General features: G+C 67.5%; 13 protein-coding genes. 9 read left to right on the plus strand and 4 right to left on the minus strand.

Annotated elements, in window-relative coordinates; all coding sequences use genetic code 11:
• Window positions 1-83: 83 nt before the first annotated feature.
• From KQ910_RS00295 to KQ910_RS00305, 3 genes are read left to right on the plus strand one after another with little or no spacing between them, the layout of a single operon-like run.
• Window positions 84-980 carry an acyl-CoA thioesterase gene (locus tag KQ910_RS00295; protein ID WP_216955779.1) on the plus strand — a complete coding sequence of 299 codons (897 nt, stop codon included), beginning with the start codon at window positions 84-86 and terminating at the stop codon, window positions 978-980.
• A gap of 10 nt (window positions 981-990) precedes the next feature.
• Complete coding sequence (locus KQ910_RS00300) at window positions 991-1,191, plus strand: hypothetical protein (protein WP_216955782.1); 201 nt, start codon at window positions 991-993, stop codon at window positions 1,189-1,191.
• Window positions 1,188-2,609: an amidase gene (locus KQ910_RS00305; protein ID WP_216955785.1), complete on the plus strand. Its 1,422-nt coding sequence runs from the start codon at window positions 1,188-1,190 to the stop codon at window positions 2,607-2,609. The genes KQ910_RS00300 and KQ910_RS00305 overlap by 4 nt, the downstream gene beginning before the upstream one ends.
• A 96-nt stretch (window positions 2,610-2,705) precedes the next feature.
• On the opposite strand, the gene KQ910_RS00310 is transcribed toward KQ910_RS00305, so the two are convergent.
• The gene (locus KQ910_RS00310; protein WP_216955788.1) at window positions 2,706-4,208 is read right to left on the minus strand and encodes an aldehyde dehydrogenase family protein; all 1,503 of its coding nucleotides are present in this window, start codon (window positions 4,206-4,208) and stop codon (window positions 2,706-2,708) included.
• A gap of 181 nt (window positions 4,209-4,389) precedes the next feature.
• Between KQ910_RS00310 and KQ910_RS00315 the strand changes: the two genes are divergently transcribed.
• Complete coding sequence (locus KQ910_RS00315; protein ID WP_216955791.1) at window positions 4,390-5,238, plus strand: amino acid ABC transporter substrate-binding protein; 849 nt, start codon at window positions 4,390-4,392, stop codon at window positions 5,236-5,238.
• 23 nt (window positions 5,239-5,261) lie between these two features.
• Window positions 5,262-6,281, plus strand: a complete 1,020-nt coding sequence (locus KQ910_RS00320) for an LLM class flavin-dependent oxidoreductase (protein ID WP_216955794.1) — start codon at window positions 5,262-5,264, stop codon at window positions 6,279-6,281.
• A 126-nt stretch (window positions 6,282-6,407) separates the two neighbouring features.
• Here the strand turns inward: KQ910_RS00320 and KQ910_RS00325 are convergent, their stop codons facing one another.
• A complete protein-coding gene (locus KQ910_RS00325; protein WP_216955796.1) occupies window positions 6,408-6,989 on the minus strand; it encodes a hypothetical protein in 582 nt (193 codons plus the stop codon).
• 88 nt (window positions 6,990-7,077) lie between these two features.
• On the opposite strand from KQ910_RS00325, the gene KQ910_RS00330 reads away from it, so the two are divergent.
• Window positions 7,078-9,417, plus strand: a complete 2,340-nt coding sequence (locus tag KQ910_RS00330) for a DUF6600 domain-containing protein (protein ID WP_216955799.1) — start codon at window positions 7,078-7,080, stop codon at window positions 9,415-9,417.
• Between the two features lie 36 nt (window positions 9,418-9,453).
• On the opposite strand, the gene KQ910_RS00335 is transcribed toward KQ910_RS00330, so the two are convergent.
• Window positions 9,454-10,368 carry a D-2-hydroxyacid dehydrogenase gene (locus KQ910_RS00335; RefSeq protein WP_216955801.1) on the minus strand — a complete coding sequence of 305 codons (915 nt, stop codon included), beginning with the start codon at window positions 10,366-10,368 and terminating at the stop codon, window positions 9,454-9,456.
• Between the two features lie 112 nt (window positions 10,369-10,480).
• Between KQ910_RS00335 and KQ910_RS00340 the strand changes: the two genes are divergently transcribed.
• From KQ910_RS00340 to KQ910_RS00350, 3 genes are read left to right on the plus strand one after another with little or no spacing between them, the layout of a single operon-like run.
• Complete coding sequence (locus tag KQ910_RS00340; RefSeq protein WP_216955804.1) at window positions 10,481-11,329, plus strand: HpcH/HpaI aldolase family protein; 849 nt, start codon at window positions 10,481-10,483, stop codon at window positions 11,327-11,329.
• 16 nt (window positions 11,330-11,345) lie between these two features.
• A complete protein-coding gene (locus KQ910_RS00345) occupies window positions 11,346-13,430 on the plus strand; it encodes a S9 family peptidase (RefSeq protein ID WP_216955807.1) in 2,085 nt (694 codons plus the stop codon).
• Complete coding sequence (locus KQ910_RS00350; RefSeq protein ID WP_216955810.1) at window positions 13,427-14,590, plus strand: serine hydrolase domain-containing protein; 1,164 nt, start codon at window positions 13,427-13,429, stop codon at window positions 14,588-14,590. The genes KQ910_RS00345 and KQ910_RS00350 overlap by 4 nt, the downstream gene beginning before the upstream one ends.
• On the opposite strand, the gene KQ910_RS00355 is transcribed toward KQ910_RS00350, so the two are convergent.
• Window positions 14,578-15,807, minus strand: a complete 1,230-nt coding sequence (locus KQ910_RS00355; RefSeq protein ID WP_216955813.1) for an adenylate/guanylate cyclase domain-containing protein — start codon at window positions 15,805-15,807, stop codon at window positions 14,578-14,580. The two genes, KQ910_RS00350 and KQ910_RS00355, sit on opposite strands and share 13 nt — an antisense overlap.
• Between the last annotated feature and the right edge of the window lie 2 nt (window positions 15,808-15,809).

Consider the following 15,809-nt stretch of genomic DNA (forward strand, 5'->3'; position numbering starts at 1 on the left):
CCGGAATGCACGGAAAATGTCGATTTTTGGGGCTTTTTAGGCCATCAGAGGCAGTCATCCACAGATTGCAGAGAGCATTTAGCGTGTCGAGTCCCGCCTTGATCCCGACTTTCAGCACCGCCGTGAACACGTGGCAGTGCGACGAAAACAACCATCTGAACGTCCAGTTCTACACCGAGTTCGCCCACGAGGCGTCGGCCAGCCTGCTGGCGCATCTGGGCTTCGGGCCGCGCGCCCAGCGGGCAGCGGAGGCCGCCTCGCGGGTGGTCGACGACCATGTCCGCTACCTGCGCGAGTTCCGCGTGGTCGAGCCGGTCGAGGTCCACTCGGCTCCCGTCGAAGTCGGCGAGCGCGATCTCGTCGCCTATCACGAGGTGCGCAATCCCGCGAAAGGCGAGGTCGCCGCCACCATCCGCCGGCGCATCGAATGCGACCGTCCCTGGCCAGCGGCGTTCCGCGCCAAGGCCGAGGCGACCTGCGTGGCCCTGCCGGACTCCGCCCGGCCGCGCAGCGTCGGCAAGCTCACGCTGCCCGACCTGTCGCTCGCCGACGCCCCCTCGATCGGCCTTGTCGAGGTCGGCCGCACGCAGATCACGCCCGACGAATGCGATGAACGCGGCGACTTCCTGCCCCGCCACTATTTCGGCCGCTACTCCGACGGCGCGCCGGTCCTGTGGAACCACATGGGCTTCGACCGCGCGGCGATGCAGGAACGCCAGGAAGGGTCGGTCGTGGTCGAGATGCTGAACCGCTATCGCCGCCCGCTGCGCGCGGGCGACCTCGCCGTGGTGATGAGCGGTCTCGCCACCTTCACCGACAAGACGATCACCTTCACGCACTTCCTGTTCGAGGCCGAGACCGGCACGCTTGCTGCTTGCGCCGAGGCGGTCGGCATGAAGTTCGATCAGAAGATCCGCAAGATCATGACCTTCCCGACCGAGGACCGTGCCCGCATGGAGGCGCGGCGGCTCAAGCTCTGAGGAGAAGTCGATGGACGAGAAGACGAAGACGGCCGCGGGCATCGCGGCCGGCCTGCAGGGCGTGAAGTACGACGACAAGCGGCTCGCCGAGCTGGCGGCGGAGGTCGAGATCCTGAACGACGCCGTGCGCAAGGCCGCTGCAGCGCGTCTCACCTTCGACGACGACCCCGCAGCGTTCGCCAGCGTCATGGCGAAGGAAGCGCGCTCGTGAAGAACGAAGATCTCGCGCTCGACGACCTCACCGCCATTGCCGATGCGATCGCCGAGGGACGCACCACGTCGGTCGCCGCGACCGAAGCCTGCCTTGCCCGCATCGATGCGTGGCAGCCGAGGGTCAACGCCTTCCTGCGCGTCTATCGCGAGAAGGCGCTGGAGCAGGCAAGGGCGATGGACGCCGAACTGGCTGCCGGCAAGCGGCGAGGGCCGCTGCACGGCGTGCCGATGGCGCACAAGGACATGTACTACCGCAAGGGCGAGGTCTCGACCGGCGGCAGCCGGATCCGTGGCGACTGGGTGGCGCCGGTGACGGCGACGGTTCTGGACAAGCTCGACGCGGCGGGCGTGGTCGAACTCGGCTTCCTCAACATGGCGGAATTCGCCGCCGGTCCCACGGGCCACAACGTCCATCATGGCCATTGCCGCAATCCGTGGGACCAGACGCGAGTCACCGGCGGCAGTTCGAGCGGCTCGGGCGCCTCGGTGGGCGCGCGCATGGTCTACGGCGCGCTGGGCTCCGATACCGGCGGTTCGATCCGCCTGCCCGCCGCGGCGTGCGGCGTGGTCGGCATGAAGGCAACCTACGGACGCGTCAGCCGGGCCGGCGCAGTTGCCCGTTCGTGGAGCCTCGACCATGTCGGCCCGCTGACCCGCACCGTGCGCGACAATGCCCGCATGCTGTCCGTCATCGCCGGCCACGATCCCGACGATTCGACCACCAGCGAGAAGCCGGTGCCCGACTACGAGGCGCTGCTCGACGGCGGCGTCGCGGGCCTGCGCATCGGGCTGGCTCTTCCGAACGACGGGCCGGCGCCGCTCGATCCCCAGATCGGCGCAGCCATCCAGGCCGCGGCCGACACGCTCGGCCGGCTCGGCGCAAAGGTCTCCGCCGTCACCCTGCCCGACTTCACCGCGCTCTATCGCGCCGCCGAAGTGATGGTGAAGTGCGAAGCGGCCGCCATGCACCGGCCCTGGATGGAGAAGACGCCCGAGCTCTATGCCAACCAGGTGCGCACGCGCATGGAGGCGGGCTTCTTCATCCCGGCGACGCAGTACATCGACGCGCTGCGCCTGCGGGCCCATTTCGTGAAGGAGTTCCTGTCGACGGCGATGGACGGCGTCGATGCCGTGCTGCTACCGGCGATTCCCTTCCCGCTTCCGACCATCGAGGAGACCGATACCGAGACCAAGGGCGGACCGGCGGTGCTGAAGATGGTGGCGGGCTTCACCGGCCTCACGCGCCCGTTCAACACGCTCGGCGTGCCGGCGCTCTCGGTGCCCTGCGGCTTCGACACGAACGGCGCACCGATCGGCCTGCAACTCGTCGGCCGGCCGTTTGACGAAGCGATGCTCTACCGCATCGGTCACGCCTACCAAGGTGCGACCGAGCATCATCTGAGGGTGCCGGTCTAAGAGAAGGATCCCTCGCTGACGCTCGGGATGACACGATCCACTTGTCCAAAAAGCGGTGTCATCCCGAGCGCAGCGAGGGATCCTTACTCATGACCACTAGACCGCGAGGTTGACCGTCACGCTCTTGCGCTGCGTGAAGCTGTCCAGCATGCCCTCGAGCGAGAATTCGCGGCCGAGGCCGCTCTGCTTGTAGCCGCCGTAGGACATGCCAGGCGTCTGTCCTCCGCCCTGGTTGACCTGCACCCAGCCCGATTCGATGGCGTGCGCGGCGCGCAGGCCCTTGCCGATATCGTGCGTCCAGACATAGGCGGCGAGGCCGTAATGGCTGTCGTTGGCCATGCGGATCGCCTCGGCCTCGTCGCTCCAGCGGATCGCCACCAGCACCGGCCCGAAGATTTCCTCGCGGGCGAGACGCCAGTCGTTCGAGCGGTCGGCGAACACGGTCGGCATGGTGAAGTAGCCTTCCGACAGCGGGCCGGTCTTGGGCGGCAGGCCGCCGAACACCAGCTTGGCATCGGAACGAGCGAGGCCGTCTTCGACGTACTTGCAGACCTTGGAGTACTGCTTGTTGTTGATGATGGAGCCGATGTCGCTCGCCTCGTCGAGCGGATCGCCGATCTTGAGCGCCGTGGTCTTCTTTTCGAGCTTCTTGAGGAAGCTGTCGAAGATGTCCTCGTGCAGGAACATGCGCGAGCCGGCCGTGCAGCTCTGGCTCTGACGCGTGAAACGCATCGCATTGATGATGCCGTCGACCGCCCAATCCTCGTCGGCGTCGGGATAGACGATCGAGGGGCTCTTGCCGCCCAGTTCGAGCGACACCGGCACGATGCGCTCGGCCGCGGCGCGCATGATCACCTTGCCGACCTCGGTCGAGCCGGTGAAGGAAAGCTTGGCGATCTTCGGATGGTTGGCGAGCGGGCCCCCGCATTCCGCGCCGTAGCCCGTCAGCACGTTCAGCACGCCCGGCGGCAGGAACTCCTGGCAGATGTCCGCCATAAGCAGGACCGCCATCGGCGCATCCTCGGCCGCCTTCATCACCAGCACGTTGCCGGCGCAGAGCGCGGGCGCGATCTTGAGCGCGCCCAGCATGACCGGCGCGTTCCACGGGATGATGGCGCCGACGATGCCGAGCGGCTCACGCCGCGTATAGGAGAGCACATGCTCGCCGAGCGGCACGGTCTCGCCCTTGAGCTCCGAGCCCAGTCCGCCGAAGTAGCGGAAGATGTCGGCCGCCAGCTTGGCCTCCCCGCGCGCCTGGGTGCGCAGCGCATTGCCGGTTTCCAGCGCAATGGTGCGCGCCATCTCCTCGCTGCGGGCCTCGAGCACTTCGGCGATCTTGAGCAGGATCTTTCCGCGCTCGCGCGGCACGACGTTCTTCCACGCCGGGAAGGCCCTCTCGGCGGCCGCGACGGCGGCATTGACGTCAGCTTCTCCGGCACGCGGCACTTCCGCGACGGCCGTGCGCTTGCCCGGATTCTCGATGGTGATGCGTGCACCGGAGGCGCTCTCGACCCACTTGCCGCCGATCAGCATGCCCTTGGGCTTGTAGGTATTGGCCGGCAGGGCCTGGGTCTTCGTTTCGGCAGTGGCGGTCGACATGCGGGTCCTCCGGGGTCCAAAAAATCGGCCCGGAGTTTGGCCCGCAGGACGCGGCGCTACAAGCCACCACAATCCTCGTCGACCGCCGTGCGCAGGCTCTGCGTTTCCGCTCTTCCGGATTTCCAGTGGCCACGCGTGACCGAATATCGGATTGTTCCGCCGTCATTCGAAGAGGGACGAGATGAAGCCAATCCTGAGCGGTCTTGCGCTGGCCATGAGCTTCCTGGCCGCCGGCAGCGCCTGGGCCGGCACGCTGGACGACATCGCCAAGAACGGCGTGCTGCGCGGCGGCTTCCGTGAGAACGCGCATCCCTTCGCCTACAAGGGCGCCAACGGCGTCCCCGGTGGCTTCATGGTCCAGCTCTGCGAAGCCGTCGCCAAGAACATCGCCCGGCAGCTCAAGCTGCCCGGCCTCAAGGTCGAGTTCGTGCCCGTCACCACCGAGAACCGGCTCGACATGATCAAGCAGGGCAAGATCGACCTGCTCTGCGATTCGCTCACCGAAACGCTCGACCGCCGCGCCGTGGTCGACTTCTCCCTCACCACCTTCGTCGACGGCACGACCTTCGCCATCCGCAACGACGGCCCGCGCGACATGCAGGAGTTCGCCGGCAAAAAGGTCGGCGCCGTCGCCGGCACGCTGACGGAACAGGAACTGCGCAAGGCGCTGACCTCGATCCACGTCAACGCGACCGTCGTGCCCTTCACCGATTTTACCGCGGCCATGACGGCGCTCGAGAAGGGCGAGATCTCGGCCTACTTCGCCGGCGGCGCGATGCTCACGGCGATGATCAAGGATCACAAGGACGCCGCTAGGATCCTGCTGGCCAACACCTATCTCAGCCTGGAGCCCTTTGCGCTCGCCCTGAAACTGGGCGAAGGCCCGTTCCGCCTGGCCGTCGACCGGGCACTCAGCCACATCTACCGGTCGGGCCAGATCGCCACGATCTTCAGCGACGTGTTCGGCAAGAATGCGCGGCCGACGCAGCAGCTCCAGACGCTCTACATGATCGCGACCTTGCCGGAATAGGTCGCAGGGCCCATCTCCATCCCATGTCGCGTCCCTTCCGCCTTTCCGTCCTGGACCAGTCGATCGCCGTCTCCGGCCGGCCGCAGGACCAGTCGATCCGCAACACCGTGTCGCTCGCCCAGCATTGCGAGGCGCTGGGCTACGAGCGCTTCTGGGTGTCGGAGCATCACAACCATCCGACCATCGTCGGCACCGCGCCCGAGATCGTGATGGCGGCCATCGCCGCCACGACCGAGCGCATCCGGATCGGCAGCGCGGGCATCATGCTGCCGCACTATTCGCCGTTCAAAGTGGCGGAGGTCTTCCGCGTCCTCGAAGCGCTGGCGCCGGGACGCATCGACATGGGTCTCGGCCGCGCGCCGGGCTCGGACGGCCGTACCGCCTACGCCCTCAATCCGGCGGCGAACGAACGGCCGGAGCATTTCCCAGCCGACGTGCGCGACCTCATCGCCTGGGTGAGCAACCAACCACTGGTCGAGCGCCACCCCTTCGGCTCGGTGAAGGCGTTCCCGCAGTCGCCGACGTCGCCGGAAGTCTGGATCCTTGGCAGTTCCGACTATGGCGCGCAGGTCGCGGCCCTGTTCGGCTTGCCCTATTGCTATGCCTGGTTCTTCAGCGACGGCGCCGGCGGCGAACGCGCCATCGATCTCTACAAGCGCAGCTATCGCCCCAGCGCGCGCCATCCCGAGCCGCACTCGGCCCTCTGCGTGTGGGCACTGGCCGCGGATACGACGGAAAAGGCGCAGTACCATTTTACGTCGCGGGCCTTGAGCCGTATCAATCGCGACAAGAACATCCTGGGGCCGCTGCTGCCGCCCGACGAGGCCGCGCAGGCCCCGCTCGCCGATTTCGAGCGGGCGAAAATGGAACAGTTCCGCAAGGACTCCTTCGTCGGCACCGGACCCGAGGTCGCGGCCCGCATCACCGCGCTGAAGGAGCATGTCGGCGTCGACGAGATGGCCGTCGTCACCTGGACCCACGACGAGCAGATCCGCCGCGACAGCTACACCGAACTCGCGAAGGCCTACGGCTTCGCGCCGTAGAATCGTATTCCTCTCCATTCAAATGGGGAGGTGGCCCGCAGGGCCGGACGGGTCATGACCCCATCGCCCTCGTGAGACGAGGGCACTTCCCCTTTGCGGAGTCCGCAAAGGGGAAGCGGGAAGATTTCAGCGCTGTTCCGTCCAGCTTTCGGAAAAGGCCAGGGCCGAGGTGCTGAAGGGGCGGCCTTCGCGTTCGCGCGGCCACGGCTTGCCGCGGGCCTGCTGGCCGTTCAGCGTCAACCGGCCGGAGAGCGCAGGCACCAGGACGGTGCAGACGCCATAGGGCCGCGGGTTGGGGGCCTGGTTGGGCTCGGTGTGGATCAGCAGCGGGTCGCCGATATCGTGCCAGGTCAGCGCGATCTCGGCGTCGGGGGCCGAGACGTACTCGGTCCAGAAGTAGCGCGGGTCGCCGGACTTGCTGAAATCGGCGTCGATTACGGGGATCGACAGGTCCTTCAGCTCGGGATTGAGCATTCCCTGCACGGTCTGCTGCAGCCAGCGCGCCATGGCGATGTTGTCGGAATAGATCCGCCAGTGGCCATGCGTCAGCTCGCTCTTGAGATAGAGCACATGGCCGGGACCGGCCGGGCAGAACAGGATTCGCCAGTAGCTGGCATCGGTCGAATTGGGATCGCCGTCCTTCTCGCTGAGACGAAGGAACGGGTTTTCGCCCGTCAGGACGACGCGGTGCGGATCGGCGACACTCATGTTGATCTCCCCCTGTTCTTCTTCCCGGCGGCGCAACCGCGCCAGCAATCGGGCGTTCACGGGACCTAGCCTAGCAGGAGGTCCCGAAATGGGCGAAGCTTTTGGTCGGACGACGTTGAAGCTTCTGGCCGGGTTGATCGGCGCTTCACTGGTTACCGTGGCCGCCACGGCTCAGACCCAGGGCGAACCGCCGGGACGGGTCGGACGGCTGGCCTTCGTGGACGGTACGGTGTCGTTTCACGACGATGAGCAGAGCGGCTGGACGAAGGCCGTCCTCAACACGCCACTCACGAGCGGCGACGCGATCTGGACCGAACCCAACGCCCGCAGCGAGGTTTCCGTCGCCGGCACCCGTATCCGCATGGACGGGTCCACCGAACTCGACATGTCGCAAATCGATGACGAACAGGTCCGCCTGCAACTGGCACAGGGCCGCATCGACGTGAAGACCTTTGCGATGGATACGGCGCAGCCCTATGAGATCGTGACGCCGCGCGGCACGGTCACCCTGCAGCAGCAGGGCGACTATTACGTCGAGGCGGGCTCCACGCAGGACCCGACGCGCCTTGGCGTCCGGGCCGGTGCGGCACAGATCCAGGGCCTCGACGGAAAGGTTCTGGCGGTCCGCGCCGGCGAAGTCGGCGAGGTTTTCGGCGACGGAAGCGCGCTGCAGCTCCGGACCATCCAGGCCGCGCCGCCGGCGCCCGCCGCTTCCTGGGCCGCGCGCGACCGGCAGGTGATCTACGACCAGCAGCCGCAATATGTGCCCGCCGGCATGACCGGCTACGAGGATCTCAACGCTTACGGCAACTGGATCAATGGCAGCAGCTACGGCCAGGTCTGGGTGCCGCGCTCGACGCCCGCCGGCTGGGCGCCCTATCGCACCGGTCACTGGTCCTACGTGAAGCCGTGGGGCTGGACCTGGATCGACGAGCAGCCCTGGGGCTTTGCGCCCTATCACTACGGCCGCTGGGCCAACAGCAACAATCGCTGGGTCTGGGTGCCGCCGCAGCGCGAGCAGCGGCCGGTCTATGCACCGGCGCTGGTCGCCTTCGTGGGCGGCCTCGAATTGGCGGCGCAGCTCGGCAACCAGGGCCGCAATGCGGCTCCCGTCGGCTGGTTCCCGCTGGGACCGCGGGAGGCATACGTCCCGCCTTATTCGACCAACCGCGATTACTATCAGCGCATCAACCGGTCGGCGCAGATCCAGGACCGTGACCTGAACGATCGCTGGGAGCGTGCGCAGCGCCGTGAGGCATTCGTTGCGGGCCGGAACTCGGTGCTGGCCAACCAGCGCTTCGCGACCGTGGTGCCGTCACAGACCTTCGTGCGCTCGCAGCCGGTGCAGCGCGCGGCGCTGACGGTCACGGCCGACCAAATGGCGAAGGCCGCCGTGGCGCCCGTCTCGGCACCGCCGGCCCCCACCGCTTCGGTGGCGGCCGCTGCCGATGCCAAGACCGCCGCCAAGCCCGAGGCCCCGGACGCGAAGAAGCCGCCTATCGACGCCAAGGCCGCGCCCGAGGCCAAGGCGAAGCCGGGTGACGTTGCTGTCCCCAGGACGGCGGTGGCCGACATGCCGACCCTCGCCAGGCCCACGCCCGCTGAAAAGCAGACCGGGGCCAAGGCGCCGGGCCCGAAGTTCGTCTCGGCCGACACCAAGGCCGGTGTCGACGCCAAGCCCAAAACCGCCGAAAGCCCCGACGTGAAAACCGCCAAGCCCGCCACGCCGCCGCTGCAGCCGCGTCAGGGAGCCGCCCCGCCGCCGCTGAAGGAGACGAAGAAGGCCGCGCCGGAGCCGTCGAAACCCGAGGCCGGGAAGCCCGACAGCAAGCAGGATGGCGCCAAGCCGGCCGTCGCCCCGACCAAGGAAGCGCCACCGGCGCCGCCGAAGCCGGCCTTGGCATCGCCCGACCCGTCGCCGGCCAAGCGCGATGAGCCCAAGCGGGACGAGCCGCAAAAGGCCGCCCCGACGCCGGAAAAGCCGACCGCAACCCCGGCCCGCCCGGATGATCGCAAGCAGGCGGCCCCGGAACAGGCAAAGCCGACCGCCGCGCCGCAGCCCAAGCCGGAAGACCCCAAGCAGGCCGCACCGGCTCCGAAGCCGGCAGCAACGCTGCCGTCCCGTCAGGAAGAGCCACGCCAGGTCACCCCGCAACCTGCACCGAAGCCCGAGGCCGCGCCCCGCCCGGAAGCGCCGCGTCAGGCCGCGCCGCAGCCACGGGCCGAGCCTCCGCAGCCGGCGCAGCCGCCGCGTCCGCAGCAGCAGGCGCCTCAGCCGCCACAACAGCAGGCACCTAAAGAGAAGGAAAGCCGGGCGCCTGGCGCGCAGCCGCAACAGCTGCAGATTGCCCAGCCGCCGATGGCCGAGCCGCAACAGCAGCCTCAGCGGGGCAACAACAACGACAACAAGAAGGACGACAAGAAGTAGCTCGTCCCTCCCGAGGCCCGGGCCTGGACGCCCGGCTTACAGAACCTGGTTGCGGAGTGTCGCCTCGCCCCGCCACAGGCGGTCGAGGTTCTCGATCAGGATGTCGATTACGTTGTCTTCATAGGCGCGAGTCTCGCCCGCGGTGTGCGGGGTGATGAAGACATTCGGCAGTGTCCAAAGCGGCGACGCAGCGGGCAACGGTTCCTCGGCGGTGACGTCGAGGGCTGCCGCCCAGATCTTGTTGGCCTCCATCGTCTTGATGAGGGCCGCCTCGTCGGCAACCTTGCCGCGCGCCACGTTCACGAAAACCGACGAGGGCTTCATCGCGGCGAAGGCTGCTGCGCTCATCAGGCCGGTCGTCTCCGGCGTCAGCGCGCAGGTCAGCGCCACGATGTCGGCTTGCGAGACCAGGTTCACCACATCTTCCATGCCGTAGATTTCGTCGGCGCCGTTGGGGCCCGCCTTCGGATCACGACGCACGCCGATCACCTTCATGTCGAAGGCCTTGGCGAGCTTGGCGAGATGGCTGCCGATGCGTCCCATGCCGACGATCAGCAGCGTCTTGCCGCCCAACTCGTCCTCTCGCTGGGTAAGATCGCCCAGCATGCCGCGCCAGACCTTCTTGTGCTGGTTGTCGCGCGCCTCGGGGAGGCGCCGGTACACGGCGAGGATCAGCGCGAGCGCGTGCTCGGCGACGGCACGGGCATTGACGCCCGCTGCACTCGCCAGGCGGATGCCCTTGGCACCCAGCTGCTCCCTGGAATACTGGTCCATGCCGGAGCTGATCGACTGGATGAACTGCAGCCTGGTGGCGTGGGGGATGATGTCGTTCTTCCACATGCCCGAGACGGAGACGACATCGGCCTCGCCGACCCGCTGCACGAACTCGTCATAGCTGCGCACCTGAAAGCTGTTGATGCCGGTATTCCGGGCATCGAACCGGGCCTTCATCTGGTATGCCGCATGCGCGAAGCAGATTGTCAGTTTATCTCTCGTCGGAAACATGGAACTCCCCCTGCACAAGGTGCCACACTAGCGCGAACGACCACCCTGGGGGAACAAGATGAGCCGCAATCCACTTCGTGAAGCGCTGAACGCGGGCAAGCCCACCGTCGGCACGCACATCCTGTCGGCCTGGCCGACACTGGTCGAACTGATCGGTCATTCCAGGCAATACGACTATGTGGAGTTCACGGCCGAATATGCGCCGTTCACCATGCACGACCTCGACAATCTCGGACGCTCGTTCGAGCTGATGGGCATGTCGGGCATGATCAAGATCGAGCAGACGCAGTACACGCACCAGGCCATGCGGGCGATCGGCTCGGGCTTCCAGAGCGTGCTGTTCGCCGACATCCGTTCGGTGGAAGACGCCAAGGCCGCCGTCGATGCGGTGCGCGCCGAGACGACCATGGCCGAGGGCGCCCGCGGCCGCGGACGCCTGGGCGTCGGCATGCGTCGCGACGTCGGCACGGTTCGCACCGGCGGCTCGCCCGCCTATGTCGACGCGCTGAACGAAGTCGTGATCGCCATCATGGTCGAGAAGAAGTCCTGCGTGGACGATCTTGATGCCGTCCTCTCCGTGCCGGGCCTCGACATGGTGCAGTTCGGCGCGTCCGACTATTCAATGAGCATCGGGCTGACCGGGCAGGCCAACCACCCCGACGTGGTGGCGGCCGAGAAGAAGACGATCGAGATGGCGCTGAAGAAGGGCCTGCACCCGCGCGTCGAGCTGCGCGACCCCAGCCAGGCGGCCAAGTATCTCGACATGGGCGTGAAGCACTTCTGCATCGGCTGGGACGTCCGCATCCTCGCCGACTGGTGGGACACCAAGGGCGCCGAGATGCGCGGCATGCTGGGCGACAAGCCCGCAGCGCCGGCCAAGGCGCCCGCGAAGGCCGGCAACTACTGACGTCTGCGAGCGCCTCATGAAGCCACCGATCGCGCCGCGACGCCCGTCGCGGCGCACCCTGCACGGCGTCACGCTCGTCGACGACTATGCGTGGCTGAAGGACGAGAAGTGGCAGGAGGTGCTGCGCGATCCGTCCCTGCTCGATCCCGACATCCGCGCCTATGTGGAAGCGGAGAACGCCTATGCCGAGCAGAGGCTCGGCCCGACGCAGGTACTGCAGAAGACGCTGGTGGCGGAGATGCGCGGCCGCATCAAGGAAGACGATTCCGGCGTGCCGACACCGGACGGGCCGTTCGCCTATCTCTGGAAGTTCCGCGAGGGCGGCCAGCACCAGCAGATCGGCCGCACGCCGCGCGACGGCGGCGCGATGCAGACGATCCTCGACGGCGATGCGCTGGCCAAGGCATCCGACTATTTCAAGTTCGGCGGCACGCGCCACTCGCCCGATCATCGGCTCGAGGCCTGGAGCGCCGACCTGCGCGGCTCGGAGTATTTCACCCTGCGCGTCCGTCGCTGGGACACCGGCGAGGACCTGCCCGACCGTCTCGACGAGACCAGCGGCAGCGTCGTCTGGGGACACGACTCCTCGTTCTTCTTCTACGTCAAAGTCGACGCGAACCACCGTCCGCTGAAAGTCTACCGGCACCGGCTCGGCACGACGCAGACCGAGGATGTGCTGGTGTACGAGGAAGAGGACGTGGGCTGGTTCACCCGCATCGGTGAAAGCGCCAGCGGACGCTTCTGCATCATCTCCGGCGGCGATCACGACACGACCGAGCAGAGGCTGGTCGATCTTTCATTGCCCGACGCGCCGCCACGGCTGATCGCGCCGCGCGAGAAGGGCGTGCGCTACAGCGTGGCCGACCGCGGTGAAGAGCTCTTCATCCTCACCAACGAAGGCGGCGCCATCGATTTCAAGATCGTCACCGCGCCGCTCGCCGCGCCGGATCGCACCCAGTGGCGCGAACTGGTGCCGCACCGGCCCGGCACCTACATCCTGGGCATCGATCTCTTCGCCGGCCATCTCGTGCGGCTGGAGCGCGCCAACGCGCTCCCCTCGATCGTGATCCGCGACCTCGCTACACAGGCCGAGCACACGATCGCCTTCGACGAGACCGCCTACTCACTCGACATGGTCGGCGGCTTCGAGTTCGACACCACGGTGATGCGCTTCGCCTATTCGTCGATGACGACGCCGTCGGAAATCTACGACTACGACATGGCGACCCGGCAGAGGACCCTGCGCAAGCGCCAGGAGATTCCCTCCGGGCACGATCCGGCCGCCTATGTCACGACACGCATCCTTGCCCGCGCGCCGGACGGCGCCGAGGTGCCGGTCTCGATCCTGCATCGCCGCGACCTGGTGCGCGACGGCCGCGAACCGCTGCTCCTCTACGGCTACGGCTCCTACGGCATGGCGATGCCGGCTTCCTTCTCGGCCAACCGACTGTCGCTGGTCGATCGCGGTTTCGTCTATGCGATCGCTCATATCCGGGGCGGTGCCGACAAGGGCTGGTCGTGGTATCTCGACGGCAAGCGCGAGAAGAAGACCAACACGTTCGACGACTTCGTCGCCGCGGGCCGTGCCCTGATCGACGCCGGCTACACGGCGGCCGGCCGTATCGTCGGCCACGGCGGCAGCGCCGGCGGCATGCTGATGGGCGCCGTCGCCAACCGGGCGCCGCATCTGTTCGCCGGCATCATCGCCGAGGTGCCCTTCGTCGACGTGCTGGCAACCATGCTCGACGACAAGCTGCCGCTCACGCCGCCGGAATGGCCCGAATGGGGCAATCCTATCACCGACGCGGACGCATTCCGCTACATCCGCTCCTACTCGCCCTACGACAATGTGACGGCGCAGGCCTATCCGGCGATCCTGGCGATGGCGGGCCTGACCGATCCACGCGTCACCTATTGGGAGCCCGCCAAATGGGTCGCCCGCCTGCGTGCGACCATGACGGGCGGCGGGCCGGTGATCCTGCGCACCAACATGGGCGCCGGTCATGGCGGCTCGTCGGGCCGCTTCTCCCGCCTCGACGAGGTGGCGATCGGCTACGCCTTCGCGCTCGATACGGTCGGTCTTGCAGGAGCTACGTCATGAAGGCACGCATCGACACGATTCTGAGCGAGGCCGTGCAACGCGGCGACGTGCCCGGCGTCGCCGCCGTCGCCACGGGCGGGAACGGCACGCTCTACGAGGGCGGCTTCGGCAAGGCGATCCTGGGCCAGGACGCCGACATGACCCCCGATACCGTCGTGTGGCTCGCCTCCATGACCAAGGCGGTGACCGGCGCGGTGGCGATGCAGCAGGTCGAGCGCGGTGCGCTGAAACTCGATGCGCCCGCAAAAGAAGTGATCCCCTATCTCGGCGACGTGCAGGTGCTCGAAAGCTTCGACGCCGCCGGCAAGCCGCGCCTGCGCAAGCCAACACGCGACATCACCCTGCGCCATCTGCTGACGCACACCGCCGGCTTCGGCTACGACATCTGGAACCCGGAGATCCTGCAGTATCGCGAAGTCATGGACGTACCCACCATTGGCACCGGCCTCGACAAGTCGCTGACGACGCCGCTGCTGTTCGATCCCGGCGCGCGCTGGCAGTACGGGATCGGCATCGACTGGGCCGGCAAGATGGTCGAGGCGGTGACAGGCCGGAAGCTCGGCCAGGTGATGCACGACGAGCTGTTCGCGCCGCTCGGCATGGACAGCACCGCCTTCCGCCTCACGCCCGCGATGCGCGCCCGGATGGCCCGCGTCCATCATCGAAAGGCTGACGGCAGCCTGGTCGCCGACCTCAAGCGTGAGGTCCCGCAGGATCCCGAATTCGAGGCGGGCGGCGGCGGGCTCTATTCGACGGCCAACGACTATCTGAAGTTCGTGCGCATGGTGCTCGACGGCGGCAAGTCGGCGCGCGGCGACGTCGTGATGAAACCCGAAACGGTCGACGCGATGGCGACGAATTCGATGGGGGACTCGACCGTGACGCTGCTCAAGACCGTGATGCCGGCTCTGTCCAACGACGCCGAGTTCTTCCCCGGCGTCACCAAGCAATGGGGCCTGAGCTTCCTGATCAACAACGAGGAAGCCCCGACGGGCCGCTCGCCCGGCAGCCTCTGCTGGGCCGGCCTCCCAAACACCTACTACTGGATCGACCGCAAGAAGGGTCTAGGCGGCGTCTACATGACCCAGATCCTGCCCTTCGCCGACGTGAAGTCGCTGCCGCTCTTCTACGCCTTCGAGAGCGCGGTCTACGGCCGCTGATTAGCTAGACCGAACAGTTCCGTATCCTCACGAACGCCGCGCAGGCGATGGCGGCCGAGCGACACCAGACGGTCGCGACTCTCAGTCGCCGCCTCGGCGAAAGCCTGCGAGATCAGCAGTGCCTGGCCGAGCGGCTGGCACAGCGCCTCTATGCGCGAGGCCTCGTTCACCGCCGGCCCGATCACCGTAAAGTCGAGCCGCGTGTCCGAGCCGACATTGCCGTAGAGCACGCGGCCGATGTGCAGGGAGATGTCGAGCGAAGTGGCGGGCTGGCCCGCTTTGCGTCGCTCGACGTTCAGTGCGTCGACGCGCCCCAGCACCTCCTGCGCCGCCGCGAGGGCAGAGGCGCAGACCTCGGCGCGATTGCCGGCGACCACCGCGAAGGCCGCCAGCATGCCGTCGCCCATGAACTTCAGTACCTCGCCGCCATGCGCCATGACGGGCTGGACCATGCAGTTGAAATAGTCGTCGAGCAGCACGATCAGCTCGCGGCCCGGCATCGTGTCGGCGAGCGCCGTGAAGCCGCGCAGATCGGTGAAGAACACCACGGCCTCGACGCTCTGCACTTCGCCACGCAACACGGTGCCGGACAGCACGCGGCTCGCCGGATCGTTGCCGAGATAGGCCGCCAGCAATCCGTGCCCGATGCCGCGCAGGCTCGTGGCCTTTGCGGCTACGCCGAAGACCGGCAGCACCTCGCGCAGGAGTGCGACGCCCTCCTCGGAAAAGCCGCCGGGCCGGTCTGTCGCGGCCGAGACGGCGAGCCACAGCCGCTCGGCATGATCGGCCTCGGTCGGGCTGCCAACCTGCGGCGTCAGCTCGCCAAACGGCTGCACCCAACCCATCCACTCGGACATGCCCACGCCGCGCAGCTCGTCGAACACCGGCGTGTCGGGCAGTTCGTCGGCGCGGTCGAGAGGCTGCCGCAACTCGGCGATACCGTCACGCAGCATCGCCGCAAACGGGCTCTGCTGGATCTGCGCCGAATCGATATCGGCATGGGCGAACTCGAAATGCCGGGCGACACCCTCGCTCGAAGTCCAGATCAGGCTGCGCGCCCGCACCATGGGATGCAGCGTATTCATGCCCACGAACATGCGCTCGATCCGCAGGCCGGCCTCGTTGAGGCGGCGGCCGAAACCGTCGACCAGGTCCTCTAGGGACATGTTGCGCAGGCCGGCCTGCGCCAGCCAGCCGGCCATTGCGATGGCCGTCATCG

The sequence above is a fragment of the Reyranella humidisoli genome (assembly GCF_019039055.1).
GTDB lineage: Bacteria > Pseudomonadota > Alphaproteobacteria > Reyranellales > Reyranellaceae > Reyranella > Reyranella humidisoli.

What these genes read in the sequence shown, in the direction of transcription:
- KQ910_RS00345 (WP_216955807.1), top strand. Translation starts at nt 11,346, where the DNA reads ATGAAGCCACCGATCGCGCCGCGACGCCCGTCGCGGCGCACCCTGCAC.
- KQ910_RS00325 (WP_216955796.1), bottom strand. Translation starts at nt 6,989, where the DNA reads ATGAGTGTCGCCGATCCGCACCGCGTCGTCCTGACGGGCGAAAACCCG.
- KQ910_RS00315 (WP_216955791.1), top strand. Translation starts at nt 4,390, where the DNA reads ATGAAGCCAATCCTGAGCGGTCTTGCGCTGGCCATGAGCTTCCTGGCC.
- KQ910_RS00300 (WP_216955782.1), top strand. Translation starts at nt 991, where the DNA reads ATGGACGAGAAGACGAAGACGGCCGCGGGCATCGCGGCCGGCCTGCAG.
- KQ910_RS00310 (WP_216955788.1), bottom strand. Translation starts at nt 4,208, where the DNA reads ATGTCGACCGCCACTGCCGAAACGAAGACCCAGGCCCTGCCGGCCAAT.
- KQ910_RS00355 (WP_216955813.1), bottom strand. Translation starts at nt 15,807, where the DNA reads ATGACGGCCATCGCAATGGCCGGCTGGCTGGCGCAGGCCGGCCTGCGC.
- KQ910_RS00330 (WP_216955799.1), top strand. Translation starts at nt 7,078, where the DNA reads ATGGGCGAAGCTTTTGGTCGGACGACGTTGAAGCTTCTGGCCGGGTTG.
- KQ910_RS00320 (WP_216955794.1), top strand. Translation starts at nt 5,262, where the DNA reads ATGTCGCGTCCCTTCCGCCTTTCCGTCCTGGACCAGTCGATCGCCGTC.
- KQ910_RS00335 (WP_216955801.1), bottom strand. Translation starts at nt 10,368, where the DNA reads ATGAAGGCCCGGTTCGATGCCCGGAATACCGGCATCAACAGCTTTCAG.
- KQ910_RS00340 (WP_216955804.1), top strand. Translation starts at nt 10,481, where the DNA reads ATGAGCCGCAATCCACTTCGTGAAGCGCTGAACGCGGGCAAGCCCACC.
- KQ910_RS00350 (WP_216955810.1), top strand. Translation starts at nt 13,427, where the DNA reads ATGAAGGCACGCATCGACACGATTCTGAGCGAGGCCGTGCAACGCGGC.